The organism is Plantactinospora veratri, from assembly GCF_036421995.1.
GTDB classification, from domain to species: Bacteria; Actinomycetota; Actinomycetes; order Mycobacteriales; family Micromonosporaceae; genus Plantactinospora; species Plantactinospora veratri.
This window is the reverse complement of record NZ_JAZGQL010000005.1, coordinates 114,489-139,661: the sequence shown is the minus strand read 5'-3', so window position 1 is coordinate 139,661 and position 25,173 is coordinate 114,489. Positions and strand designations below refer to the sequence as shown.

18 protein-coding genes and 1 pseudogene are annotated in these 25,173 nt (G+C 72.8%); 8 read left to right on the top strand and 11 right to left on the bottom strand.

Translation table 11 applies throughout. From position 1 onward, the window contains the following. Window positions 1-13 precede the first annotated feature (13 nt). Together V1634_RS06790 and V1634_RS06785 are read right to left on the bottom strand one after the other, a co-directional pair. Window positions 14-796, bottom strand: coding sequence for an RNA ligase family protein (locus V1634_RS06790; RefSeq protein WP_331206884.1), 783 nt, complete (start codon window positions 794-796; stop codon window positions 14-16). Between the two features lie 181 nt (window positions 797-977). Continuing rightward, complete coding sequence (locus V1634_RS06785) at window positions 978-1,217, bottom strand: hypothetical protein (protein WP_331206883.1); 240 nt, start codon at window positions 1,215-1,217, stop codon at window positions 978-980. A gap of 423 nt (window positions 1,218-1,640) precedes the next feature. Between V1634_RS06785 and dxs the strand changes: the two genes are divergently transcribed. Beyond that, entirely contained in the window at window positions 1,641-3,641 is a 2,001-nt protein-coding gene (dxs, locus tag V1634_RS06780) for a 1-deoxy-D-xylulose-5-phosphate synthase (RefSeq protein WP_331206882.1), read from the top strand. Between the two features lie 80 nt (window positions 3,642-3,721). Here the strand turns inward: dxs and V1634_RS06775 are convergent, their stop codons facing one another. After that, on the bottom strand, window positions 3,722-4,912 hold the full coding sequence (locus V1634_RS06775) for a hypothetical protein (protein ID WP_331206881.1): 1,191 nt from the start codon (window positions 4,910-4,912) through the stop codon (window positions 3,722-3,724). A 190-nt stretch (window positions 4,913-5,102) separates the two neighbouring features. Between V1634_RS06775 and V1634_RS06770 the strand changes: the two genes are divergently transcribed. Further along, window positions 5,103-7,094: a hypothetical protein gene (locus V1634_RS06770; RefSeq protein WP_331206880.1), complete on the top strand. Its 1,992-nt coding sequence runs from the start codon at window positions 5,103-5,105 to the stop codon at window positions 7,092-7,094. After that, complete coding sequence (locus V1634_RS06765; RefSeq protein ID WP_331206879.1) at window positions 7,091-9,004, top strand: hypothetical protein; 1,914 nt, start codon at window positions 7,091-7,093, stop codon at window positions 9,002-9,004. Before V1634_RS06770 ends, V1634_RS06765 begins: the two co-directional genes overlap by 4 nt. A 70-nt stretch (window positions 9,005-9,074) precedes the next feature. Here the strand turns inward: V1634_RS06765 and V1634_RS06760 are convergent, their stop codons facing one another. After that, complete coding sequence (locus V1634_RS06760; protein WP_331207350.1) at window positions 9,075-11,006, bottom strand: hypothetical protein; 1,932 nt, start codon at window positions 11,004-11,006, stop codon at window positions 9,075-9,077. A 181-nt stretch (window positions 11,007-11,187) separates the two neighbouring features. Here V1634_RS06760 and V1634_RS06755 point away from each other — a divergent pair, with 181 nt between their 5' ends. From V1634_RS06755 to V1634_RS06745, 3 genes and pseudogenes are all read left to right on the top strand, one after another. Continuing rightward, window positions 11,188-12,534, top strand: a complete 1,347-nt coding sequence (locus tag V1634_RS06755) for a hypothetical protein (protein ID WP_331206878.1) — start codon at window positions 11,188-11,190, stop codon at window positions 12,532-12,534. A 78-nt stretch (window positions 12,535-12,612) separates the two neighbouring features. Further along, the gene (locus V1634_RS06750; RefSeq protein WP_331206877.1) at window positions 12,613-13,299 is read left to right on the top strand and encodes a response regulator transcription factor; all 687 of its coding nucleotides are present in this window, start codon (window positions 12,613-12,615) and stop codon (window positions 13,297-13,299) included. A gap of 8 nt (window positions 13,300-13,307) precedes the next feature. Continuing rightward, window positions 13,308-14,453, top strand: a pseudogene (locus V1634_RS06745) (sensor histidine kinase); the annotation flags it as partial. Between the two features lie 314 nt (window positions 14,454-14,767). Here V1634_RS06745 and V1634_RS06740 read toward each other — a convergent pair. Beyond that, the gene (locus V1634_RS06740; RefSeq protein ID WP_331206876.1) at window positions 14,768-15,709 is read right to left on the bottom strand and encodes a DUF2637 domain-containing protein; all 942 of its coding nucleotides are present in this window, start codon (window positions 15,707-15,709) and stop codon (window positions 14,768-14,770) included. 388 nt (window positions 15,710-16,097) lie between these two features. On the opposite strand from V1634_RS06740, the gene V1634_RS06735 reads away from it, so the two are divergent. After that, window positions 16,098-16,481, top strand: a complete 384-nt coding sequence (locus V1634_RS06735; protein WP_331206875.1) for a VOC family protein — start codon at window positions 16,098-16,100, stop codon at window positions 16,479-16,481. A gap of 226 nt (window positions 16,482-16,707) precedes the next feature. Here V1634_RS06735 and V1634_RS06730 read toward each other — a convergent pair whose 3' ends face one another. The 6 genes from V1634_RS06730 to V1634_RS06705 form a co-directional block, all read right to left on the bottom strand. Further along, window positions 16,708-17,670, bottom strand: a complete 963-nt coding sequence (locus V1634_RS06730; protein ID WP_331206874.1) for a hypothetical protein — start codon at window positions 17,668-17,670, stop codon at window positions 16,708-16,710. 8 nt (window positions 17,671-17,678) lie between these two features. Continuing rightward, a complete protein-coding gene (locus V1634_RS06725) occupies window positions 17,679-18,026 on the bottom strand; it encodes a PadR family transcriptional regulator (RefSeq protein ID WP_331206873.1) in 348 nt (115 codons plus the stop codon). 44 nt (window positions 18,027-18,070) lie between these two features. After that, a complete protein-coding gene (locus tag V1634_RS06720; RefSeq protein WP_331206872.1) occupies window positions 18,071-18,823 on the bottom strand; it encodes a class I SAM-dependent methyltransferase in 753 nt (250 codons plus the stop codon). Further along, window positions 18,813-20,312 carry a B12-binding domain-containing radical SAM protein gene (locus tag V1634_RS06715; protein WP_331206871.1) on the bottom strand — a complete coding sequence of 500 codons (1,500 nt, stop codon included), beginning with the start codon at window positions 20,310-20,312 and terminating at the stop codon, window positions 18,813-18,815. Before V1634_RS06715 ends, V1634_RS06720 begins: the two co-directional genes overlap by 11 nt. Before the next feature lie 296 nt (window positions 20,313-20,608). Next, window positions 20,609-22,708 carry a 3-hydroxyacyl-CoA dehydrogenase NAD-binding domain-containing protein gene (locus tag V1634_RS06710; protein WP_331206870.1) on the bottom strand — a complete coding sequence of 700 codons (2,100 nt, stop codon included), beginning with the start codon at window positions 22,706-22,708 and terminating at the stop codon, window positions 20,609-20,611. Further along, window positions 22,705-23,901 (bottom strand): thiolase family protein, encoded by a 1,197-nt coding sequence (locus V1634_RS06705; RefSeq protein ID WP_331206869.1) that lies wholly within the window; start codon window positions 23,899-23,901, stop codon window positions 22,705-22,707. Before V1634_RS06705 ends, V1634_RS06710 begins: the two co-directional genes overlap by 4 nt. 188 nt (window positions 23,902-24,089) lie before the next feature. On the opposite strand from V1634_RS06705, the gene galE reads away from it, so the two are divergent. Further along, a complete protein-coding gene (galE, locus tag V1634_RS06700; protein ID WP_331206868.1) occupies window positions 24,090-25,127 on the top strand; it encodes a UDP-glucose 4-epimerase GalE in 1,038 nt (345 codons plus the stop codon). Window positions 25,128-25,173: the final 46 nt, after the last annotated feature.

Genomic DNA, 25,173 nt, shown 5'->3' with positions numbered 1-25,173 from the left:
CGCCGCCACTGCCTCAGCGGCCGGTACGGCGCCGCTTCAGGGTCCGCTCGTAGTCCTGGAAGCGCGCCTTGGCGATCACCGACCGGGTCCGCGAACGCAGCACGATGCCCTCGGCCCGGCCCGGCGTACCGTCCAGGGCCACCGTCGTGGCCGGCAGGCGCTCGGCGAGGAACCGGTGGGTCTTCTCCAGGTCCGTCGGCAGCTCGGCGGCGTCGACCGTGTCGAGCCGGGGCACCGTCGGCAGCCCGGCGGCCTCGGCCCGGGCCAGCAGCTCCGGCTCGGCCAGGAACGGCTGCCCCGCCGACTCCCGCCAGGACGAGATCCGCTCGACCGGCCACTCCAGCAGCTCCGCGTAGTCGTCCAGCACGACCACGTCGAAGAGCCGGGCCCCCACCGCGCGGGACTCGGTGTAGTGCTTCGACGCGCCGGTCACCTTGCCGCCGTAGACCTCCAGGTAGTGCACCACGACGGCGTCCCGGTCGACCGGTGGCAGCCGGTCGGCGACCGGGCGGAGCGCCTCGACGATGCCGAGCGCCGGGTTGCCGATCAGGTCACCACGGGCGTACAGCAGCTCCTCGCGGCTGCCGATCAGGTAACTGCCGTCCGGCAGCGAGACGATCCGACCATTCGTGCCGTCGACCTTCTCGGTCAGGTGGACCGGGCCGGAGAAGGTGACGGTCTCGTCGAGCAGTCCGCCGTTTCGCGGATCCAGCGAGTGGTAGGTCGGGATGGACGGGTACTTGGTCAACGAGTTGATCGCGTTCAGGTTCGCGGTACGTACGTTGAAGTCGGACATGTCGCCTCCCCGTGATCTGTGCTGCCCTCCACCCACCGGTGGGTGTCGGCAACTCTGCGGGATCGCCGATCGGGCGGGCAAGGCGGTTTCCGGCGACCCGACCGGTGTGGCGACGTGCGCGCCACGACCGGCACGGCGTCGTGGCGGTTGCCGGGAGAAGCGGGGTGCGGGCCGAGGTGGGTCAGGGAGTGGCGTGCAGGGCGGACCGGGGCGCGGTGGGGACCGCCTCCGTATCCCGGCGGGCGGCCCGGTCCCGGAGCCGGATCCAGGCGACGATCAGCAGAATCAGCGGCAGCAGCGGCAGGGCGACCAGCAGCACGATGCCGACCGCGAGGACCTGACCGGCGGCGTACCGGCCGGATGTCGGAGTGGTTCGGGCGCGACCGGGGGACCGGTCGGGGCGGGAGCCGGCAGGCGACATGTCGAGACCTTAGGGGAGGGTGGGATTACCGGCCATGCTACGGCCCTTGACGGCATCTGCCCGATTTTTCGTTCGTTCGGCGGAACCCCGACCCACCACTCGCGGTGCGGGGTCGTCGACTGTCCGCGACCGCCGCGCCGTCCGGTCAACGGGACTCTGCTGATCGCCGAGCGCCCGCGACCGGCCGGCGAGGCGGTTCGCCGGCCGAAGCGCTTCCGATCGGCTACCCTGGCCCGTCGATCGACGCACCGAACCCCCGGCGACCGGCGCCAGCAGCGCGATCCGTGGCACTGCTTCGGCGGCCCGGCTGCGGCCCGGCCCGGCCCCGATAGACTCTGCGGCTATGAGCCTGTGTAGGGAGCGAATCAGCCAGCCCAGTGCCGTGCGGCCCGATACCCCTGCCGAGCGCGGCGAGGTGACGGCATGACCGTGGAGGAGTCGGAGACGTCCGCCGGCCGGCTGTTGGGCACGGTCCGTGGGCCGCGGGACGTCAAGCGGATGTCCGCCGAGCAACTGGCGTTGCTCGCCGCCGAGATCCGGGACTTCCTGGTCGCGAAGGTCTCCCGGACCGGCGGCCACCTCGGCCCGAACCTCGGGGTGGTCGAGCTGACCCTGGCGATGCACCGGGTCTTCGACTCGCCCCGGGACCGCTTCCTCTTCGACACCGGGCACCAGGCGTACGTGCACAAGATGCTCACCGGGCGGCAGGAGGGCTTCGACCAGCTCCGCCAGCGTGGCGGCCTCTCCGGCTACCCCAGCCAGGCGGAGAGCGAGCACGACCTGATCGAGAACTCGCACGCCTCGACCGCGCTCTCCTACGCGGACGGGCTGGCCAAGGCGTACGCGCTGCGCGGCGAGTCGCGCAACGTCGTGGCGGTGGTCGGTGACGGGGCGCTGACCGGCGGCATGTGCTGGGAGGCGTTGAACAACATCGCCGCCGCCCGCAACCCGCTGGTCATCGTGGTCAACGACAACGGCCGGTCGTACGCGCCGACGATCGGCGGCCTCGCGGACCACCTGGCCACGCTGCGGCTCAACCCCGGCTACGAGAAGGTGCTGGACGCCGTCAAGGAGGCACTCGGCTCCACCCCGCTGGTCGGCAGGCCGATGTACGAGGTGCTGCACGCGGTCAAGAAGGGCATCAAGGACGCGGTCGCGCCGCAGGCGATGTTCGAGGACCTCGGCATCAAGTACCTCGGCCCGGTCGACGGGCACGACGTGGCGGCGATGGAGTCGGCGCTGCGCCGGGCCAAGGGCTTCGGCGGGCCGGTGATAGTGCACGCGGTGACCCGCAAGGGTCTGGGCTACCGCCCGGCCGAGGAGGACGACGCCGACTGCCTGCACAGCCCGGGCACCTTCGACGTCGAGACCGGCAAGCTGCTGGCCGCGCCCTCGGTGAAGTGGACGCACGTCTTCGCCGACGAGCTGGTCGCGATCGCCGACGAGCGGCCGGACGTGGTCGGCATCACCGCCGCGATGGCCGAGCCGACCGGCATCGCGCCGATGGCGCACAAGTACCCGAACCGGGTCTACGACGTCGGCATCGCCGAGCAGCACGCCGCCACCTCGGCCGCCGGTCTCGCCATGGGCGGCCTGCACCCGGTGGTGGCCGTCTACGCGACCTTCCTCAACCGCGCGTTCGACCAGGTGCTGCTCGACGTCGCGATGCACAGGCTGCCGGTGACGTTCGTGCTGGACCGGGCCGGGATCACCGGCCCGGACGGGCCGAGCCACTACGGCATCTGGGACATGTCCGTCTTCGGGGTGGTGCCCGGGCTGCGGATCGCCGCGCCCCGGGACGCCGCCACCCTGCGGGCCGAACTGCGCGAGGCGGTGGCGGTCGAGGACGGCCCGACGATCCTGCGCTTCCCGACCGGTTCCGTCGTCGCCGACCTGCCGGCGGTACGCCGGGTCACCGGTACCGACTCGGTCACCGGCGGGGTGGACGTACTCGCCGAGTCCGCCCGCACCGACGTCCTGCTGGTCGCGGTCGGCGCCTTCGGGCAGCTCGGCGTCGAGGTGGCCGCCCGGGTCGCCGAGCAGGGTTACGGCGTGACGGTGGTCGACCCACGCTGGGTCCGGCCGATCCCGCCGGAGCTGCTCACGCTGGCCGGCGGCCACCGGCTGGTGGTCACGGTCGAGGACGGCGTACGCGCCGGCGGGGTCGGTGACGCACTGGCCAAGGCGATGCGCGACGCCGACCTGCGGGTGCCGGTACGCGACCTCGGCGTACCGTCGGTCTGGCAGCCGCACGGCACCCGGGCGCAGATCCTCGCCGACCTGGGGCTGACCGCGCAGGACGTGGCCCGGGACGTCACCGGCTGGGTCTCCCAGCTCGACGACGAGCCGATCGCCCCCGTGCGGGTGACCGCCCCCAACGGCGACCGCGCGACGAAGGGCCGCAACGGCCGGGGCGTCGCCTGATCCCGCTACGTCCCTGATGTAGTGGCCTCGTCCGACGACGAGGCCACTACATCACCGCAAGAGCCGGCACCGGGAGCGGCTCAGTTGCCGCCGGCCGAGCGGTCGGTGGTCTTGTCCGGGGTGGTCAGGCTGAAGGTTTCCCGGGTGGCGGGCTTCGGCACCACCACCAGGCCGGGGCGGTCGACCAGGCGGGTGGTGTTCGGCGGCAGCGCGAGGCTGGTCTCCGGGTTCGGCTGCCAGGCCAGCACCACGACGGGGCTGGACAGCGGCAGGACGTACGCCTGGAGCGGTTCGAGCCGGTCGGCGGCCGAGACCACCGGCGGGCCCTCGGCGGGCCGGAGCAGGGCTGCGGTCATCATGCCCTCGTCGGTACGCCAGCTCAGCTGTTCGAGCTTGGCCGGCTCCTCCCCGGCGCCCACCAGCTCGACCTCGGCCAGCTCCTTCGTCGACAGCCGGTCGATCGGCCAGGAGACCGGCACCGATCCGGGGTGGACCTCGCCGTGCACCCGGTGCGGGATGCTGCCGAACGGCCCGGTCTTGGTGGCCAGGGCGCAGGTGTCGAGGCCGTCCAGCACCTTCGCGCCGGAGCCGGTGTCGTCGCCGACCAGCGGATAGCGCGGCCCCTCGATGCCGGTGCCGAGGTCGATGAGCCGGTCGGCGGCCTTGCCGCTCGGCAGCGACTCGCTGGGGCGCAGCCGGGCGGTGACGGTGCGGGCGGCGCAGGCCGGCAGCGCGACCGGGCCGGTGAGGCCGTCGGTGACGGCCAGCGGCCGGCGGTCCGGTCCGAGCAGCCGGTCCACCCGGGCGGAGACGAGATAGCGCCGGCCGGTGGGCAACCGCACCGGCAGCACGTCGGAGTAGACCAGGTAGCCGGGATCGGTGTATTCCACCGCCCGGTCGACGCGGAAGTCCGACCCGTCACCGGTGAGCTGCAACAGCCACGATCCCGCCTCGCCGGGCACGTCGGCGGCGACCAGCGCGAGCCGGCCGCCGTCGACCTCGCCGAGCCAGAGGATGCCGGAGGAGGGCAGATGCACCCGGTCCTCGACCGGGGAGCGCCACTCGTCGACGGCCCGGGCCACTGCGGCGGTCGCTTGTGGATCACCGGCCAGGGCGCCCCGCGAGGGCCAGACCTGGAGCGTGCCGTCCAACGTGTCGTAGCCGACCCGGAGCGCGACCGGGGGTTCCTTGGGAACGGTGCCGCAGCCGCCGGTGAGGAGGGCCAGGGTGAGGGCCGCGCCGACGATCCCGCTTCGAGGGAGTGAACCCACCGCTGTGCTCCCGATCCGCCTCAGTCGTCAACAGATGCCACATCCTACGAGATCTCGGACGCGGCTCGGGCGTGACCCGGGAAAGCCCGACCGATCGGGGACGGCCGGTGCGGCGACACGACTCGCCCTGCGGAAACGCGCCGCCCAGGCAACTGGGACCAATGGGGTACTCCTGTAGACTCCGCCGACTGTGACGCTTGCCCAGCCACGTCTGCACAGCACGCCGGACCCGGAGGTCCCCGAGTCGGGAAGCCGAACGGCGACCGGTACCGACGGGGGCGCGGCGGAGCCGGCGGATTCGAGCACCGGTTCCGAGACCGGCTCGGAGACCGCGTCGGCGGCGGCCGCCGACCGGGAGCCGGCGCCGCGTTCCGGCGCCGCGGGCGAGGGCTCGGGCACCCCGGACCGGAACACCGGCCACCCGGCCACCCGGCCGGCCCGCTGGCCCACCTGGCGCCGCGACCTGGCCGTCTACGCGGCCTTCCTGGTCGCCGGCTTCTGGGTGACCAGCCAGATCTGGCTCGACCCGGCCGGCCGGGTCGCCTCGCTCTACAGCAGCGACCCCGCACAGGTGCAGTACTTCCTCGCCCACTCCGTACGCGTGGTGCTGCACGGGGAGTTCCCGTTCTTCACCGACCGGCTGAACTATCCCGACGGCGTCAACCTGATGGCCAACACGGCGATCCTGGGCCTGGGCATCCCGATGGTGCCGGTGACGCTGCTCTTCGGGCCGGCGGTCTCCTTCGTGGTGCTGGTGACGATCGGCCTGGCCGGCACCGCCTCCGCCTGGTATTACGTGATCTCCCGGCACCTGGTCAGCGCGCCGGTCGCGGCGATCGTCGGCGGCTGGTTCTGCGGCTTCTCCCCGGCGCTGCTCTCGCACGCCAACTGGCACCCCAACATCATTTCGCAGTTCCTGCTGCCGTTCATCGTCTGGCGGGTACTGGTACTGACCCGCTCCACCCGGCCGGTCACCGACGGCGTGATCCTCGCCCTGCTCGTCACCTACCAGGCGTTCATCAACGAGGAGATCCTGCTCTTCACCGCGATGGCCTGCGGGGTCTTCCTGCTCGCCGTACTGGTGCAGGAGCCGGCCCGCTGGAAGGCGGCGTGGCGGCCGCTCGGCGCCGGGCTGGCGGTCTGCGCCGTACTCGCCGGGGCGCTGCTGGCGTACCCGCTGATCGTGCAGTTCGCCGGCCGGCAGGCGTACCACGGGCTCAGCGACGCGGTACGGGACTACGGCAACGACCTGGCGGCGTTCTTCGTACCCGGCTCCACCACGCTCGGCGGCAACCAGCGGGCCAACCTCGACCTCGCCCCGAACTACTCCGAGGAGAACGCCTTCTTCGGCTGGAGCCTGGCGCTGCTGACCGTGGCGATCGTGGTCTGGCTGCGCCGCGAGGTGGTGATCCGGGCGCTCGCGGTGACCGGCCTGCTCTTCGCGATCCTCTCGCTCGGCGAGCGGATCTCCTGGTGGAACCGGGGCGCCTTCTGGGGGCCGTGGGACATCCTGGTGCGGGCACCGCTGCTCGACGCGGTGGTGCCCACCCGGTTCGGCCTGATCACCACCGTGGTGATCGGGCTGCTGCTCGCGCTCGCCACCGACCGGGCCTGGAAGCTGGAGATCGCCGACCGGCGGGCGCTGCGTACCGTGGTGGCGACCGCGCTGGCGATCGCGCTGGTGCCGATCCTGCCGTTGCCGCTGCGCGAGGTGAGCCGGCCGCCGGTGCCGCACTTCATCACCTCCGGCCAGTGGCGGCCGTACGTCGGCGCCGACCAGACACTGGTGCCGGTGCCGGTCCCGGCGATGGGGCACACCAACGGGATGCGCTGGGCCGCCGCCGTCAACCTCGACTTCAAGATCCCGGGTGGCTACTTCCTCGCGCCCCGCAACGGCAACACCGGCGACCCCGGCCGGTTCGGCGGCCGGCCCAGCGGGCTCAGCGCGGTACTCGACCGGGTCGCCACCAGCGGCCAGCCGGCGACGCTGACCGACCGGCAGCGACGGCGCGCCCTGGACGAGCTGCGGCACTGGCGGGCGGCGATCCTGGTGCTGCCGGTCCGGCAGGACAACGCCGAGGCGCTGCGCAGCACCGTCGACCAGCTCGCCGGCCCGGCCCGGCGTACCGCCGACGTGTGGGTGTGGGACGTGCGCGCCCTGACCGACCGCACGGCTGGGTGAGCGGGCCGGGTCGACCCGCCGAGACCGCGCCGGACGTCGCGGTCCCGGCGGGCGTGCCGTCGACCGCCGCCGGTCGCCGGGCCGCGCTGCGGCGCGTCGTCGCCGACCGGCTCGGCGCGCTGCGGGCCTGGTCGGCGCGACGGCGGGGTCCACTCGTCGACGCGGCGGTCGTGCTGTTCTACCTGGCGGCGGCCGGTTACGTCACCTCCGGGCTCTGGCTGCACCGGGACCGGATGACGTACGCCAGCAACGACATGATGCTCTTCGAGTGGATGCTGGCCCGGGCCGCCCGGGCAGTGACCCACCTGGAGAACCCGTTCTACAGCACCGCGTTGAACGCGCCGGACGGGATCAACCTGATGGCGAACACCTCGGTGCTCGGCCTCGGCGTGCCGCTGACCCCGGTGACCCTGCTGGCCGGCTCGCAGGTCAGCTATCTGCTCGCGGTCGTGCTCGCGCTGGCCGGCACGGCCGCCGCCTGGTATGTCTTCCTGTCCCGCCGGATCGTCGACTCCCGGCTCGGCGCGGCCGTCGCCGGCCTCTTCTGCGGATTCGCGCCCGGGATGATCTCCCAGGCCACCGGGCACCTGCACATGATCGCCCAGTTCCTGGTGCCGGCCATCCTCGCCGTCGTCTTCGACCCGCGCACCGACCGGGTGCTCCGGCGCGGCGTGCTGCTCGGCGTACTGGTCAGCTATCAGGTCTTCCTCGGCGAGGAGGTGCTGGCCTTCCTGGTGCTCGCCTGCGGGCTCTTCACCGTCGGCTACGCGGTCTCGGCCCCGCGCACCGCCCGGCGGCTGGCACCGGCGTTCCTCGGCCGGCTCGGCGTCGGTACCGGGGTCGGGGTGGTGCTGCTGGCGTACCCGCTGTGGTTCCAGTTCTTCGGGCCGGGGCACTACCGCGGGCTGCCGTTCGACCCGAAGGCGTACCCGCTGGACCTGGCGTCGTTCACCGCCGCGTCCCGCCAGTCGATCACCGGTCACGACTCGGTGCCGGGGATGCTCTCGCCGAACCTGACCGAGGAGAACTCCTTCTTCGGGCTGGCGCTGATCGTGCTCTGCGCGGTGGTGGCGGTCTGGCAGTGGCGGCGGCCGCTGGTGCGGGCGCTGGTGCTCTGCACACTGGTCTTCGCCGCGCTCTCGCTCGGCGAGGACGTACGGCTGGGCGGGGAGGTGCTGGAGCTGCCGGGCCCGTACCGGCTGGTCTCCGGGCTGCCGCTGATCGACCTGGCGGTGCCGGCCCGGTTTCCGCTGATCTGCGTACCGGCCCTGGCGATCCTGCTGGCGCTCTCCTTCGACGAGGTCTTCCGGCGTACGCCGGGGACCGACACCTCGGGCGACGGTGTGGCGGCAGCCGGGGCGGGGCGCGCCGGCGGGCGGGTGCCGGTCCGGCTGCTCTGGACCGGGGCGGTGGTCGCCGTACTGCTGCCGCTGGTGCCGACGCCGTTGCAGACCAGGCCGGTCTGGCCGGTACCGGAGTTCGTCGCCAGCGGCGAGTGGCGGTCGTACGTGCCGCCCGGACGTACCCTGGTGGCCGTGCCGCCGACCCGGGGCTCCGAGGCGATCGCCGGGATGTACTGGTCGGCCCGGACCGGACTCGCCTTCACCGCGCCGGGCGGCTACTTCATCGGCCCTGCCGGGCCGGACGACCAACAGGCCCGCTGGGGTGCGCCGGACCGCCCGACGGCGGTGCTGCTCGACCGGGTCGCCGCCACCGGTGAGGTGCCGCCGATCGGCGAGGCCGAACGGCGGCAGGCGATCGAGGACCTGCGGCACTGGCGGGCCGCGATCGTGGTGCAGGGCGGCCTGCACCGGGGCGTGCCGGTCAGGGAGACCCTCGACCAACTGCTCGGGCCGGGCCGGGACATCTCCGGCGCCTGGGTCTGGGACGTCCGCGCCCTCGTCGACTGATCCGTCACCCGAGAACCCGTCGCGCGGCCCCGGCCGGTCAGCCCAAGGAGCGGGTCAGTCCACGAGCGGGTCAGTCCACGAGTGGCCGGACGTCCCAGAGCCAGACGTCGTCGACCCGCTGAGCGGGGCCGAGTAGCCCGGCCAGCAGGACGTGCAGGGCGGGGGCGGCCGGATGGTCGCCGAGCACCACCACCGAGGCCTTCCAGAACCGCAGGTCCTCGATCGCCTGGCGACGGTTCTCCTCGGTGACCAGGGGTGCGGCGCCCCGGTCCATCGTCCCGTAGATCAGCAGGCTGGTCGGCCGGGACGGCGCGCCGAACACCCCGAAGCCCTGCGCGTCCGGCCCGATGAAGTAGCCGGCCGGGATCGGGAACTCCTGCCCGGTCAGCGCGCTCCAGCGCAGCGTGGAGAGGCCGTGCACGTTGCTCGGGATGGGTACCGGCACCAGGGTCCGGCCGGCCGGCACGTAGGGTCGCCAGGCCCCGGAGCTGATGAAGTGCGGCGGCGGGTCGATGTGCATGGCCGGCAGCGGGCGCGGGACGATCGGCAGCAGCGCGAGCACGATCGCGGCGTACGCCAGGACCCGCAGCCGTGGCCGGGCCGGCTCGACGGCCCCGGTGAGGTCGAGCGGGGGGCCGCCGGACGCCGGGCCGCCGTTGGCCGAGGCGCCGACCGACGACGCGGCGCTGTCTGCCGAGGTGCCGTTCGGCGACGCGGTGCCGTTCGAGGCGGTTGGCCGCGACCGGCTCCGGGCGACGTCGTTCCAGGCGAGCGCGACCAGGATCCCGACGGTGGCGACCGTGACCAGACTCAGCCGGGTCGGCATCATCATCTCGATCAGCGGCAGGTCCTCCGGCAGCAGGTGCCACGGCCCCTCGTGCTCGGTGAGCCGGCCGTCGTAGCGGATCTGCCGGCCCAGCGAGGCGAGCGCGAAACCGGCACCGAGCAGCGCGGCGATCCGGGCGACGACGGAGGTCCGCCAGAGCAGCACCGCTACCAGTACGACCAGCCCGACGAGCGGCCAGCCCAGCCAGGTGTTCTGCTCGGTCACCCCGATGGTCTTCTCCACCTCGGGTGAGCCGGCGATGGTGTCCCGGGAGTAGGTGACGAAGGCCCGCAGGTCCTCGCCCCAGTTGTGGAAGACGCCGCCCTGTAGCCCCCGGTAGGACTGCGGGCCGTTGAACTGGTACCAGATCGGGTAGCCGGCCAGCAGCAGCGCCAGCGCGCCGCCGACGCCGAGGCCGCGCAGGAGGTTCCAGATCCGGTGGCGCATCACCGACCAGCGGAAGGCCGCGTAGAGCGGTACCGCCACCGCGCAGGCGAGCGCGGTGAGCAGCAGCATCTCCTCGTTGATGAAGATCTGGTACGCCACCAGCAGCCCGAGTACCAGCCCGTTGCGCAGCCACCGCCCCGGCTCGCCGAGCCGGAACACCCGGACCACGATCAACGGGAGCAGGAAGTTGGAGACGAAGTTCGGCTGGCCGTTGGCGTGGTGGATGATGCCCGGAGCGAAGCCGAGGAAGGCTCCGCCGACGAACGCCGCGCCCCGCGAGGAGACCAGATACCGGGAGAGCATCCAGTACGAGGTGGCGGCCGTCGCCGCGAGCGCACCACCGAGATAGAGCGCGTACGTCACCTGCGGGCCGAACAGCCAGGTCAGCGGAGCCAGCGGCAGGGTGACGCCCAACAGCGAGGTGTTGGCCATCATGTTGACCCCGTCCGGGGCGTTCTGCCGGGCGGAGAAGAGCGGATTCTCCAGGTGCTGGACCGAGTAAGCGCCGTGTGCGAAGAGCCACTCGAACCAACTGTGGTCGGTCGGCAGGTGCGAGGAGACCCGGTGGTTGACGTCGACCCAGTAGTTGGCGCACACGAGGACGCCGAGCAGGACGTACGCTCCGATGGCCAGTACGTCGACCCGCGCGGGCGCTCGGAAGACTCGCCACTGTCGAGATCGACCGACCTCGGTCGAGCCGGCTTCGGCGTCCGAAGAATTGTCCACCACCGGAACTGCCACGAGGCGCCATCGTACAGGTGGGTTCGCGTCCGAATTGCCGCTACCCGCTCCGGTGTGACCGGAGTGTGCCGGACCAGCGTGGCGGCCCATACCGGACCATCCGGACGGTGTCCCGCCGGGCCGGGCCGGGGGAGTCGGCGAGGGCCGGGGGAGTCGGGGAGGGAGGGGAATGCCCACCATCGAGCTGGGTGAGTTGACCGCCGGGGCCGGCGCGGAGCTGTCCGGGCCGGACCGGACCGTGCGGCGGACGAGCCGGCGCCGGGCGCCCCGGGCGGGGTTGCTGGCGGCGGTGCTGGCCGGGCTGCTCGGCACGGTGGCGGCCGGCGGCCCGGTCCCGCGAGGCTGGCCGGAGGAGACGGTACCGGCCCGGCTCGGCGCCACCGTGCTGGCCAACCGGGAGTGGATCTTCGTCGCCGAACCCGGGCGGCCCGGTGAGGGCGGTTCGGAGCTGGCCGCGTACCGACTGCCGGCGGCGGAGCCGGGCTGGCGGGTGGCGTTGCCGACCGACGACGTCGACAGCCTCCAGTCGATCGGCGACCAGCTGCTGCTGCTGACCTATCCGCGCCCACCGACGGCCGGGAAAGCCCGGTTGACGGTGCTGGACGTGCCGACCGGTGCCGTGGCCTGGAGCCGCGAGGCGAGCCTGATGGCGGTCAGCACCGGCGGCGACCTGATGCTCTGGGCGTCGGCCGAGGAGTGGCGGCCGAACGGGGAGAGCGGGCCCGGCACGCTGGAGGCGGTGGATCCGGCCTCCGGCGCCGTACGCTGGTCACTGCCGGTGCCGGCCGGCGCCCTGTCGTCGTTCGACATCTCGGCCGGGAACTGGACGGCACCCATCCGCGCCTCGAGCCTGGTCCTCACCCTGCCGTCGGGTCGGGTCGAGGTGCGCGATCTCGGCAGCGGCGCCGTGCTGCGGGCCGTCCAGCTGCGACCGCCGGGTGCCGGGGCGCGGATCAACTGGCGGCCCGAGGTCGCCGCCGGGCTCTTCCTGGTGTACGACGAGAGCACGGTCACCGCCTACGGCCTGCCCCGACTGGACCGGCGCTGGTCGGTCCCGTTCCAGCCCGGCGTGGAGTACGGGCCGGTCGGCTGCGGCGTCGACCTGTGCAGTCTGCGCCCCCAGCACGGCGTCCGCGTCCGGGACGGGCGGACCGGCGTCATCCGCTGGTCGGACGAGCGCTGGACCGGCATCTGGAACGTCGGCGACACGCTGGTCGGCGCGCGGGCCGATGCCGGCGGCGGGACCGAGTCGCTCTCGATCCTCGATCCGGCCACCGGGCGGATACTCGCCGACCTCGGCTCCTGGGGTTTCCTCGCGCCGCGCGGATCCCGGTTCGTCGGCCTCCGGTACGGCGCGGACCAGCGGGCCTGGGTGGTGGAGTTCGATCCGGCGACCTGGCGGAGCAGGCTGCTGACGGTGCTCCCCGGGGTGTCCGGCGCCTGCGGGCTGACCGCGACGGTGCTGCACTGCCGCCGGCCGGACGCCTCGGTCGGGGTGTGGCGGCTGCCCGGGTAGTCGGCCGGGCCGCGCCTGCGAGCTGTCACTTGTCGGGCACGGATAGGTTGTCCCCTACAGGCAGCCGGGGAGGTCGTGGTGCGGGTACTGGTGGTGGAGGACGAGCGCAACCTGGCCGACGCGATCGTCCGTGGGCTGCGTCGGCGGGGCATGGCGGTCGACGTCGCCTACGACGGCTCGACCGGGCACGAGATGGCCTTCGTCACCCGGTACGACGTGGTGGTGCTCGACCGGGACCTGCCGGGCATGCACGGCGACCAGATCTGTGCCGACCTGGTCACCTCGGAGGCCCTGACCCGGGTGCTGATGCTGACCGCCAGCGGCACGGTCGCCGACCGGGTGGAGGGGCTCCAGCTCGGTGCCGACGACTACCTGCCGAAGCCGTTCGCCTTCGACGAGCTGGTCGCCCGGGTGCAGGCCCTCGGCCGCCGGGCCACCCCGGTCACCCCGCCGGTGCTGACCGTGGCCGACCTGGTGGTCGACCCGGCCCGGCGGGTGGCGACCCGGGGCGGTACGGCGGTGGACCTGACGCGTAAGGAGTTCGGCGTGCTGGAGGAGCTGCTCAAGGCCCGCGGGGCGGTGGTCTCCAGCGAGGAACTCCTGGAGCGGGTCTGGGACGCCAACACCGACCCGTTCACCACCACCGTCCGGGTGACCGTGATGACCTTGCGGAAGAAACTCGGCGATCCGCCGCTGATCGAGACGGTGGTCGGCGCCGGCTACCGGGTACCCGACCCGTACGTGCCAGGGCAGGTGAGCGCGTGACCGTCTATCTGACCCGCCGCCGGCCCCGGGTGCGGCCCACCCTGCGCCTGCGGTTGACCCTGCTCAACGGCGTCCTGCTGATCGGCGCGGGGGCGATCCTGGTGCTGCTCGCCTGGCTGCTGGTGGGGGACGCGCTGACTCCGGACATCCGGCTGCGGTCGAATCCGATGCTCGAACTCTCCGACGGCCGGACGGTCGGCGCAATCGAGTGGCAGCGGGAGATGGCGCAGGCGGCGACCAGGGAACTCCTGGTCAAGGGGCTGCTGGCGCTGCTGGTGATCAGTGTCGTCGGGGTTCTCGGGGCGTACGCGGTGGCGGGCCGGGCGCTGCGCCCGCTGCACCAGGTCACCTCGACGGCCCGACGGCTCGGCGAGGCCACCCTCGACCAGCGGATCCGCTACTCCGGGGCGGACGACGAGGTGGCCGAGCTGGCCGGCACCTTCGACGCGATGCTGGACCGGATCGCGGATGCCTTCGAGGCGCAGAAACGGTTCGTCGCCAACGCCTCGCACGAGCTGCGTACGCCGCTGGCGGTGATGCGTACCGAGATCGACGTCACGATGGCCGACGACGAGGCGGACGTCGCCGAGTACCGGCGGATGGCCACGGTGGTCCGGGACGCGTCGGAGCGGGCCAACAACCTGGTCGACGCGCTGCTGGTGCTGGCCCGCAGCGAGGCGCAGTCCGGTCGCCGGCTGGCCCGCAAGGCGCCGACCGATCTGGCCACCGGGGCCAGCGCGGCGCTCTCGGCGGTCCGGAACGAGACGACCCGGCTCAAGCTCCAGGTCGAGACGGCGTTGTCGCCGGCGCCGGTGGTCGGCGATCCCGGCCTGCTGGAGCGGCTGGCCGGCAACCTGATCGAGAACGCGGTGCGCTACAACCACCTGCACGGACGGATGTGGGTGCGGACCGGGTCGGATCCGGAGCAGGCCTGGCTGGTGGTCGGCAACACCGGTTTCGAGGTGGAGCAGGCGGACGTGCCGGGGCTGTTCGAGGCGTTCCGGCGGGGTGGTCGGGAGCGGACCGGTGCCCGGGGCTCCGGGCTGGGGCTGTCGATCGTCCGGGCGGTCTGCGACGCGCACGGCGGCACGGTCAGCGCGATCGCCCAGGACGGTGGCGGGCTGGAGGTGACGGTGACGCTGCCGGCGGCCGAGACGACTCCGGTGGTGGCCGCCTCGGCGGTGGTCGGGGGCGGTCCGGGCGCGGTGCCGGTCCGGCCGGTGCCGGCGAACGTCGCCGCGAGTGCCGTCAGTGCCGCGAGTGCCGCCAGCTCGGCGAGTGCCAGTGCCGCCAGCACCGTTCCGCTGGGTTCGGCGTCCGGCCGGGCGGCCCCGGCCGTGCCGGTTGCGGGTACGTCGCCGCAGCCGACTCCCGGCACCCCGAGCGACCTGGCAGAGGCCGGCCCCGGCGCCGACCCGGCGCCCGGCTGACCGTCCGTTCCGGCAGCCCGCTGGGCGGTGGTGCGGTCTTACGCGACGAGGTCGAGTTCGCGTACCTCGCGGCGGATCGCCCGCAGCCGGGCGGTGGTGATGCCGAGTTCCTGCGCCACGTCGGCGTCACTGGCCTCGGGGCGCTCGGCCTGGATCGCCGCCGCGAGCGCGGCGGTCTCGGTGATCGGGCGGCGCGGCCGTGCGGCAGCGCTCGACCTGGCCGCGCGACCGGTCGGTGTCCCCTTCCGGGCCGTTCCGGTTGCCGCCTTCCGGGGCCGGACGGCGGGGCGGACGTCGGTCGGGCCGCTGTCGGTCGGGCCGGCGTCGATCGGCGTCCCCGCGTCGATCGGCGTCCCCGCGTCGATCGGCGTCCCCGCGCCCGCACCGCCGGCCGCTGCCGTCCCCGCACCGTTCGCGGTGCCCGAGCGCGCCCCACCGATCGACGCGGGGAGGATCTCGCCGTTCACCCGGCCGACCGCGTCGACCGCGTCGACCGCGCCGACCGCGCCGACCGGTTCGATCGCGCCGGGTGGCTCGCCGCCGGGTGCCGAGGTGGCCTGGGCGGCTCCGGAGGTCGTCGCGGCCTGTGCGGTGGCGATCCGCCCGCCCAGCTCGACCAGGCAGATGCTGGCCACCACGATCAGGCCGTCGACCGAGAGCGGCAGCAGGTACGGCGACGCGCCCGTCTCGCCGTACCGGGCGGCCACCCCGACCATGTGCCAGTACGACACCCAGGCGGCGATCCCGGCGATGGTGGCGGTGGCCGCCATCCGGGCGAACGCGAGGGAGCGGCGGTGCACCGGTACCCGTGAGATCAGCTCGACGGTGAGCAGCAGGGCCAGCGGCGGCCACGCGGCGATGGCCTGGCTGATCGGGTTGTCCCTGGCGTGCAGGATGTTGGCGACCACCGAGGCGGCGACCCCGAGCGCGAGGGTGGCGCGCACCGCCCAGCGGACCCGGCGAAGCTGTGGGAGGGGCACCGGTCGCTCCTTGCCTGTCGTCGTGCTTCCTCTCGGCCCAGCGGACCAGCCGGCCTGACCGCTCATCCTTACGGCCGAAGCGGTCCGGCCGGTGTACCGAGGGAATTTCCGGCGTGTCGCTCACCGCCCGGTGGCCGTCCGTGTGCTTGGCGTGGTTGTCGCGCCATCCCGCCCGGCCGGTCGTCGGAACCCGGCCCGGCCCGGCCTGGCCCTCGGCGGGAATCCCGGTTGCCGATCCCGGCACTCCGTGCAAGGCTTGCCGCCGTCAGCCCGGATCATGGGAGGAGGTGCGGTAGATGGTTGCGCTGTCCTGTTCCGCGCCTCGCTTCGGCCACCGCTGACCGATCCGCGTTCCTCCGCGAGGCGCACACTCCCGCATGGAGGACCCGTGAGTTCCATCATCCACAACGTCAGCTTCGACTGCGCCGACACGTACCGGCTCGCCGGCTTCTGGGCACAGGTGCTGGACCGGTCCCTGCGTCCCGAGGACCAGCCCGGCGACGACGAGATCACCCTGCTGTCGCCGGACGGCGTCAGCCCGCAGGTCTTCTTCCAGCGGGTTCCGGAGGGCAAGTCGGGCAAGAACCGGCTGCACGTCTGCCTGCAACCGGCCGACCGGACCCGGGACGAGGAGGTCGACCGGCTCCTCGGGCTCGGTGCCACCCTGGTCGCCGACCACCGGCGGCCGGACGGTACCGGCTGGGCGGTGCTCGCCGACCCGGAGGGCAACGAGTTCTGCGTCGAGCGGAGCGCCGCCGAACGCGCCGGCTGAGTCGCGGGGACCGGGCCAGGTCCAGCGGGCTGTGCTGGCACCGTTGCTGCCGGCGCAGCCCGTTCGCGCTGCGAGCCGTGGAAGACCGCCTGCCAGCGGTCGCGTCGATGGGCGGCCGGTGGCACCCGGCGTTGCGGCCGACCCTGAGACCGCGAAGGGGGCGACCACGGCGGAGGAAATCCTGCTCTCCGCTGTGGTCGCCGCTCGTCTGATCCAGAGCTGGTGTTCAGCGCATCCGGGGTTCATCGGGTGATAGCGGCCGCACCCCGAGGTTGTGGCGACGGGCGAGGTGACTGATGCCAGTCATGGTGGCGGCGATCACCGTGATGAGGATTGCCAGTGGTAGTGGCTGACCGTCGAAGTGCCGCATCGCCGTGTTGGAGAGCAGCGGGTCGGGGATGAGCCATCCGGCGACGAAGCCGGTGAGTCCGACGCCGATGATGACGGCGGGCCGGTGGCGGCGGACCGCGAAGGCGGCTCCGACAGCGGCGGTGGCGGCGGTGAGGATCCCGAGGATCGTCGGCACGGAGTCGAGAACGTACACGCCGTGGCGTCCCCACTCTCCGGTGCCTTTCCAGGCGAGGATCCCGAGCGGGAGGAGGGCCCACCAGAACAGGCGCGGCCGGGGCGCGGTCCACCGCTCACGGGCGGCGATGGCGAGCAGGACGAGGATCAGGACCGGTACGGTGAATGCGAGGAGCTGTTGGCCGGGACTGGCTCCCATGGCGGCGCCGTTGAGCACGTCGACGATGAACCAACCGACAACGACCGTCAGGCAGCCCGCCTGTAGGGTGAGAGCGCTGCGAGTCGCGCCGCACAGCCAGGCGACCAGCGGCGCGAGGGGCGGCAGGGCGAGGACGGCGAGCTGGGGCCAGCTCGCGATTATGGCCGGCATGTCGGTGGCGAGGGCGGCGCCGGTGAAGAGGTCCAGAGTGTCACCGGCGGGCTGGGTGCCGGCGGCGACGAGCAGGGCACTGAGTCCGGTGGTGAGGGCCGCGGTGGTGACGGGCGTCGTGAGTCGCAGCCGGATCGCCAGGGCGATGATGTGCAGCGCCTCGTGCCGGCTCGGGTATCGGCGGCCGTGGTCGAGGTCCAGCAGCAGTCCGAGCAGTTCCTCGCCGCGGGCGGTGCGGTGCGTGGCCGGCAGTAGGCGCAGCAGTCGTCGGTACCGTCGCTCCAGGAGGCTCATGCCCGGGGTCATCCGATGGTCCCGAGGCGCGGGGCGTTGCGGGCGGCGCGCTTCTTGAGGCGTTCCTCGGCGAGCCGGACCGCGGTGGCCATCCGCCGGCTCTCGGCGCGGATGGCGTCTGCGCCCGCGTCGGTCAGTCTGTAGAAGCGGCGCAGCCGGCCCTTCTCCACCTCGTCGTGGTCGGGGGCGATGAGCCCTTGGGTGACGAGCCGGTCGAGAGCCCCGTAGAGAGTGCCGGCACGTAACCGGATCCTGCCGCCGGTCATCTCGTCGACCTCGGTCACCAGGGCGTACCCGTGGCGGGGCTGGTCGGCGAGGGCGGAGAGGATCAGGAACGTCTGTTCGCTGATTTCCATGCGCTATATATATCGCACCACGATATATATAGCAACGACGGAACCTAGCCGGGCAGCCGGGCCAGCAGGGCGTACGCGTTCGGCAGCCGACCCTGCCAGGCGGCCGCCGAAACCCCGTCCGGCCGCCAGAACGGTTCGGGGAACTCGGCGAGGTGGCGCAGTTCGAGGCCGGCGCCGAGTACCGCGTTGACCACCTCGCCCAGCGTCGACTGCCATTCCACGGCGCCGTTCCCCGGAAAGGTGTCGTTGACGTGCGAGCGGCCGAAGTAGCTGCGGTCCGGTCGGATCCGGGGCTCGTCGGAGTCCCAACTCCAGAGCGGTACCGCCGGATGACCCTCGTAGACGAAGAGGTGGGCACCGGGGCGGAGCAGCCGGGCGACGTCCCGGGCCCAGGCCGCCAGATCGGGCATCCAGATCAGCGCGCCCTTGCCGGTGTAGACGAGGTCGGCGCAGCCGTCCCGCAGCGGGGCGCCGGGCAGCCGGGCGACGACGTACCGGCAGGGGACCGCCAGGTCGGCGGCCCGGCGGGCGGCGGCGGTGGCCGCGACCGAACTGAAGTCGACGCCGCAGACGGCGCGCGCCCCGGCCCGGACCAGCGCGACGTCGTCGAGGCCGTGCCCGCTCTGTAGGTGTACGACGGTCGGCGCCGACCGCAGCAGCGGCCGGAGCAGCGCGACCTCGGCCGGGAATAGCGACGAGCCGTCGCGGGCCTGTCGCAACAGGTCCTGATATTCCCGGACGTGCTTGACGGAGGCGGTCTCCCAGGCGACCCGGTTCCGGCTCGTCTCACGATCCATGCCGTTGAATCTCGACGGGTACGAGCGGCGCCGCAACCGGATTCGCCCCGCCCTCGCCGCCCTGACTGACGGCCCCAGTGACGTCCCGAGTGACGTCCCGAGCGGCGCCCCGGTCTGCCGCCCGCTCGCCGAAGCCGCCGAGCACCGCCTCCAGCAGCGGCAGCGCGTGCAGCACCTGACCGGCCCGGATCACCGCGTGCCAGGCGGGTTCGAACTTCTTCCAGCCGCCCGCGTACGCCACGTGCCGCAGCCGGCCGCGCAGACTGTCTTTTGTGGATGCTCCGCGCCAGATCGCCGGCCAGCGGTAGAAGTTCCGGTAGGCCCGGTGGTAGCCGTCGGTGAGCTGGGTCGGGGTGAGCCCCTTCGGCCGGTAGACCACCTGCCGGGTGTCGTACCGGTCCCAGTCCCGGTGCAGGATCCGGTCCTGCGCGGCCATCCGGTCGTACAGCGCGGTGCCGGGGTACGGGGTGAGGATGTGGAAGGTGGCCGTCTCCACCCCCTGCTCGACCGCCCAGTCCACCGTACGGTCGAAGACGTCCGGCCCGTCGTCGTCCAGCCCGAAGACGAAGCTGCCGTTGACCATCACGCCGTGCCCGTGCAGCCGCCGTACCACCGCGGAGTAGTCCCGGCCGACGTTCTGCCGCTTGCGGGTCGCCGCCAGGTTGCCGTCGTTGACCGTCTCGAAGCCGACGAAGAGGCTGCGCAGCCCGGCGTCGACGGCACGTTCGAGCAGATCCGGCGCGAGTACCGCGTCGACGGTTCCGGCGGCCTGCCAGAGCCGGCCCATCCCGGCCATCCCGTCGAAGAGGGCCCGGGCGAACCGCCGGTTGCCGAAGAGATGGTCGTCGAGGAAGTAGAGGTGCCGGCCGGGGAGCCGCTCGATCTCGGCCAGCGCGTCGTCGACGGCCTGGGTGTAGAACGACTTCCCACCCTCGAAGAAGGCGTCCTTGTAGCAGAAGTCGCAGTGGTGCGGGCAACCCCGGGAGACGACGATCGAGTTCGGTACCAGGTAGCGGTGCCGGGCGATCAGGTCGCGGCGTACCGGGGGCAGGCCGGCGAGGGTCCGGGTGGTGGAAACGTACCGGGGCTCGGGCGCGCGGCGGCGCAGGTCGGCGAGGAACTGCGGCCAGGTGTCCTCGCCCGGGCCGAGGAAGATCGTGTCGGCGTGTGCCGCCGCCTCGTCCGGCAGCGCGGTGACGTGCAGGCCGCCGAGGACCACGTACGCGCCGCGGGCCCGGTAGTGGTCGGCGATCTCGTACGAGCGGCGGGCCGAGGTGATGTAGACCTGGATCACCACCAGGTCCGGGACGGGGTCGTCGGTCAGTTCCAGCCGCTCGACGTGCTCGTCGTGCAGGCTCACCTCGGTGTCCTCGGGCAGATAGCCGGCGAGGGTGGCCAGGCCCAGCGGCGGGAACAGCGAGTACTTGATCGGTCGGAAGAACGGGCTGGTCGCCTCGGTCAGGGCCGGCAGGATCAGCTTGACGCGCATACCAGCGACGCTAGGCAGCCGGTGCGGGCCGACTGTGTTTCCGACGTGGAGACTCGGTGAAGGATGCCTCCGGGGGTCCCCTCGACGGGACGAATCCAGTCCACGTCCAGTGGCAGTTCAGTCCGGTACGCGAATCTTGAGCCCTGCCCGGCCGGCGCCCCCGCCCGGTCGGGCAGGCAATCGCCGGACGCCAGCGGTGTCCGGGCAGATCGCGGTGATCAGGGACCGGGTCGCACAGCGCGCCGTACGACCCGCCGGGACAGGTCCCTGATCACCGGCGATCGTGCCGGGTCGGCTCAGCCGGGCAGGCTCGCCAGGCCCGGGGGCAGGAACCGGCGGCCGGTCACCCGCTCGGAGGTGCCGGTCCGGTCCAGGTACGGCGTGACGCCACCGAGGTGGAACGGCCAGCCGGCACCGAGGATCATGCAGAGGTCGATGTCCTGCGGCTCGGCGACCACACCCTCGTCCAGCATCAGCCGGATCTCCTCGGCGAGCGCGTCCAGCGCCCGCTGGCGTACCTCCTCGGCGGTCAGCGGCGTGGAACCGACCTCCAGCAGCCCGACCACCTCGGGGTTGACGTCGCCGTCGACCACCAGCGGCCTGCCGGACTCGGCGATCCGCCGCAGGTTCTCGCTGACCCCGAACCGGTCCGGGAAGGCGGCGTGCAGCGTCCCGCCGACGTGGTACGCCACCGCCGGCCCGACGAGCTGGAGCAGCGCCAGCGGGCGCATCGGCAGGCCGAGCGGGTCGAGCGCGGCGTCCGCGACCTCGGGCGGGGTGCCGGCGTCCACGGCCGCGAAGATCTCGCCGAGGAACCGGGTCAGCACCCGGTTGACCACGAACGCCGGGGCGTCGGCGACCAGTACGCAGGACTTGCGCAGTTCCTTGCCGACCGCGAACGCGGTGGCCAGGGTGGCGTCGTCGGTCCGCTCGGCCCGGACGATCTCCAGCAGCGGCAGCACCGCGACCGGGTTGAAGAAGTGGAACCCGACCACCCGCTCCGGGTGCTCCAGGTCGGCGGCCATCGCGCTGACCGAGAGCGAGGAGGTGTTGGTGGCGAGTACCGCCTCCGGGGAGACGATCTTCTCCAGTTCCGCCCAGACCTGCTTCTTCACGGCCAGGTCCTCGAAGACCGCCTCGATCACGAAGTCGGCGTCGGCGAAGACGCCCTTGTCGACCGAGCCGCTGACCAGGCCGCGCAGCTTTGCCGCCGTACCCTCGCCGAGCCGGCCCTTGCCGACCAGCTTGTCGATCTCGGCGTGCACGTAGCCGACGCCCTTGTCCACCCTGGACTGGTCGAGGTCGGTGAGCACCACCGGGACCTGGAGTCGGCGGGCGAAGAGGAGCGCGAGCTGCGACGCCATCAGGCCGGCGCCGACGATGCCTACCTTGGTCACCGGCCGGGCCAGTGCCTTGTCCGGCGCCCCGACCGGCCGCTTGGCCCGGCGCTGCACCAGGTCGAAGGAGTAGAGCCCGCTGCGCAGTTCCTCGCTGAAGACCAGCTCGGCCAGCGCCTCCACCTCGGCGGCCATCCCCGCAGGCAGCCCGTCCGGGTCGCCCTCGGCGGGTGCGTCCGGCGCCTCGCGGGCCAGCTCCAGCAGCTCCAGCGCCCGGTACGCGGCCGGGACCGCGCCGTGCAGCCGCTGGTCCAGCGTCTGCCGGGCGAAGTAGAGCACCCCGTCCCACATCTCCCGGTCGACCTCCGGCCGGGTCACCTGGACCTCGCCGCGCACCACCTGCACGGCCCACTCCAGCGAGCGCTCCAGGAAGTCGGCCGGCTCCAGCAGCAGGTCCGCGATGCCCAACTCGGCGGCCTGCTTCGGCTTGAGCATCCGGTTCTGCATCAGCGGGTTCTGGATGACCACCTGGGCGGCACCGGCGATGCCGATCAGGTTGGGCAGCAGTTGGGTGCCGCCCCAGCCGGGGACCAGGCCGAGGGAGACCTCGGGCAGGGCCAGCGCGGCGGCGCCGCCGGAGAGCGTCCGGTAGTGGCAGTGCAGCGCCAGCTCCAGGCCGCCGCCCATCGCCGCGCCGTTGACGAAGGCGAAGGTCGGCACGGCGCTGGTGCGCAGCCGGCCGAAGACCCGGTGGCCGAGCCGGCCGATCTCGCGGGCCTGGTCCCGGTCCGCGAGCAGCGGCATGCCGGTCACGTCGGCGCCGACGCAGAAGATGTACGGCTTGCCGGTCACCGCCACGAACGCCGGCTCGGCGGCGAGCGCCTCGGTGATCGCGTTGTCCAGACTGGACAGACCGGCCGGCCCGAAGGTGTTCGGCTTGGTGTGGTCGAATCCGTTGTCCAGGGTGATCAGCGCGGCGGGCCGGTCCAGCCCCGGCAGGTTCACCAGGCGCAGCAGCGCACGGGTGACCACCTCGTTCGGGTTACCTGGAACCGTCATTTGTCGCCGCCCTCCCAGTTCGGGTTCTCCCAGATGACCGTGCCGCCCATGCCGATGCCGATGCACATCGCGGTGATGCCGTACCGCACCTCGGGGTGCTCGGCGAACTGCCGGGCGAGCTGGGTCATCAGCCGTACCCCGGAGGAGGCGAGCGGGTGGCCGATGGCGATCGCCCCGCCCCACGGGTTGACCCGGGGGTCGTCGTCGGCGATGCCGAAGTGGTCGAGGAAGGCGAGCACCTGCACCGCGAACGCCTCGTTCAGTTCGAAGAGGCCGATGTCGTCGATGCTCAGGCCGGCGATCCGCAGCGCCTTCTCGGTCGAGGGGATCGGGCCGTAGCCCATCACCTCCGGCTCCACCCCGACGAAGCCGTACGACACCAGGCGCATCGACACCGGCAGTCCGAGTTCCCGGGCGACGTCCTCGGCGGCGAGCAGGCTGGCGGTGGCCCCGTCGTTGAGTCCGGCCGCGTTGCCGGCGGTGACCTTGCCGTGTGGACGGAACGGCGTCTTCAGGGTGGCGAGCTTCTCCAGCGAGGTCTCCCGGGGCGCCTCGTCGGCGGTGGCGAGTCCCCAGCCGCTCTCCGGGTCGCGGGTCGCCACCGGAACCAGGTCGGGCTGTAGCTTGCCGTTGGCGTACGCCTTGGCGGTCTTGACCTGGGAGGCGAGCGCGTACGCGTCGGCGCGCTCCTTGCTGATCTGCGGGAGCCGGTCGTGCAGGTTCTCGGCGGTGGAGCCCATCACCAGCGCGGAGGGGTCGACCAGCTTCTCGGCCAGGATCCGCGGGTTGGGGTCCACGCCCTCGCCCATCGGATGCCGGCCCATGTGCTCGACGCCACCGGCGATCGCCACGTCGTAGGCGCCCATCGCGATCCCGCCGGCCACCGTGGTGACCGCGGTCATCGCCCCGGCGCACATCCGGTCGATGGCGTAGCCGGGCACCGTCTTGGGCAGCCCGGAGAGCAGCGCGGCGGTACGGCCGATGGTGAGGCCCTGGTCGCCGATCTGGGTGGTGGCGGCGATGGCCACCTCGTCGACGCGCTCCGGCGGGAGCTGCGGGTTGCGCCGCAGCAGCTCGCGGATGCAGCGGATCACCAGGTCGTCGGCGCGGGTGTGGGCGTACATCCCACCCGCCTTGCCGAACGGGGTGCGGACGCCGTCGACGAAGACGACGTCTCGGACTTCACGGGGCACTGGAGCCTCCTTGCCGCAGGGGCCCGGGTGGGCGGTACCTCGGATGCTACTAGCCAGTAACTACTGCCGTTTGCGCCCCCCGTGTGGCTCGGACCACATATCGTCCGGCTGGATGCCCCGTAATCCCGCTATTGACGGCTAAACACCGAGCAATAGTGAGAAAACTTCCGAAACAGCCAGGAGTCCGGGTGAAGGTGCTGGTCGCCGGTGGTGCCGGCTTCATCGGCAGCACCATCGCGTCGGCCTGCCTCGACGAGGGCATCGAGCCGGTGATCCTGGACAGCCTCTGCACCGGTCGGATCGAGTTCACCCGGGGACGGACCTTCTACCGGGGCGACATCTCCGACGGCGGGCTGGTGGACCGGATCTTCGCCGAGCATCCGGAGATCGGCGCGGTGGTGCACGCGGCGGCGCTGATCGTGGTGCCGGAGTCGGTCAGCGAGCCACTGCGCTACTACCGGGAGAACGTCGCCAAGTCGCTCGACTTCCTCGACCACGTGATCCGCAACGGGATCACCCGCTACGTCTTCAGCTCCTCGGCGGCGATCTACCGCACCGGCGCCGACCTCTCGGTCGACGAGAGTTCACCGCTCGGGCCCGCCAGCCCGTACGCCCGGACCAAGGCGATGATGGAGACCGTGCTCGCGGACACCGCAGAGGCCACCGGGCTGCGGGCGCTCTCGCTGCGCTACTTCAACCCGATCGGTGCCGATCCACGACTGCGTACCGGCCTCCAGGTGCCCCGGCCGACGCACGCGCTGGGCAAACTGATCGACGCCTGGACCGACGGCGGGGAGTTCCTGATCACCGGTACCGAGTGGCCCACCCGGGACGGCTCGGGCATCCGCGACTACATCCACGTCTGGGACCTGGCCCGGGCACACGTCTGCGCGCTGCGCCGGTTCGACGAGATCCTGCCGGCCGGCGGCGACCGGTCGGTGGAGGCGGTCAACCTCGGCACCGGGGACGGCACCACCGTCCGGGAACTCGTCGCCGCCTTCACCGAGGCGGTCGGGCCGGTACGCACCCGCGACGCCCCGCCCCGCCCCGGCGACGCGGCCGGCTCGTTCACCCGGAGCACCCGCTCCCGGCTGCTGCTCGACTGGAAGCCGGAGTATTCCGTCGCCGACGGCATCCGGCACGCCGTGCAGTGGTGCCGGATCCGGGACGAACTGCTCGGCATCCGCCGACCCGCCCTGCACCTGCACCACTCCGCCGGCCGCTGACCGCCGCTCCCGCCCGCCGAAGAGCTGTGCCGCCGACGGGCCGGAG

Bases quoted from the DNA above. Each gene is read 5' to 3' on its own strand.
- V1634_RS06790 (WP_331206884.1), bottom strand. From the start codon at position 796: ATGTCCGACTTCAACGTACGTACCGCGAACCTGAACGCGATCAACTCG.
- V1634_RS06755 (WP_331206878.1), top strand. From the start codon at position 11,188: ATGCCCACCATCGAGCTGGGTGAGTTGACCGCCGGGGCCGGCGCGGAG.
- V1634_RS06715 (WP_331206871.1), bottom strand. From the start codon at position 20,312: ATGCGCGTCAAGCTGATCCTGCCGGCCCTGACCGAGGCGACCAGCCCG.
- V1634_RS06730 (WP_331206874.1), bottom strand. From the start codon at position 17,670: ATGAGCCTCCTGGAGCGACGGTACCGACGACTGCTGCGCCTACTGCCG.
- dxs (WP_331206882.1), top strand. From the start codon at position 1,641: ATGACCGTGGAGGAGTCGGAGACGTCCGCCGGCCGGCTGTTGGGCACG.
- V1634_RS06725 (WP_331206873.1), bottom strand. From the start codon at position 18,026: ATGGAAATCAGCGAACAGACGTTCCTGATCCTCTCCGCCCTCGCCGAC.
- V1634_RS06785 (WP_331206883.1), bottom strand. From the start codon at position 1,217: ATGTCGCCTGCCGGCTCCCGCCCCGACCGGTCCCCCGGTCGCGCCCGA.
- V1634_RS06710 (WP_331206870.1), bottom strand. From the start codon at position 22,708: ATGACGGTTCCAGGTAACCCGAACGAGGTGGTCACCCGTGCGCTGCTG.
- V1634_RS06720 (WP_331206872.1), bottom strand. From the start codon at position 18,823: ATGGATCGTGAGACGAGCCGGAACCGGGTCGCCTGGGAGACCGCCTCC.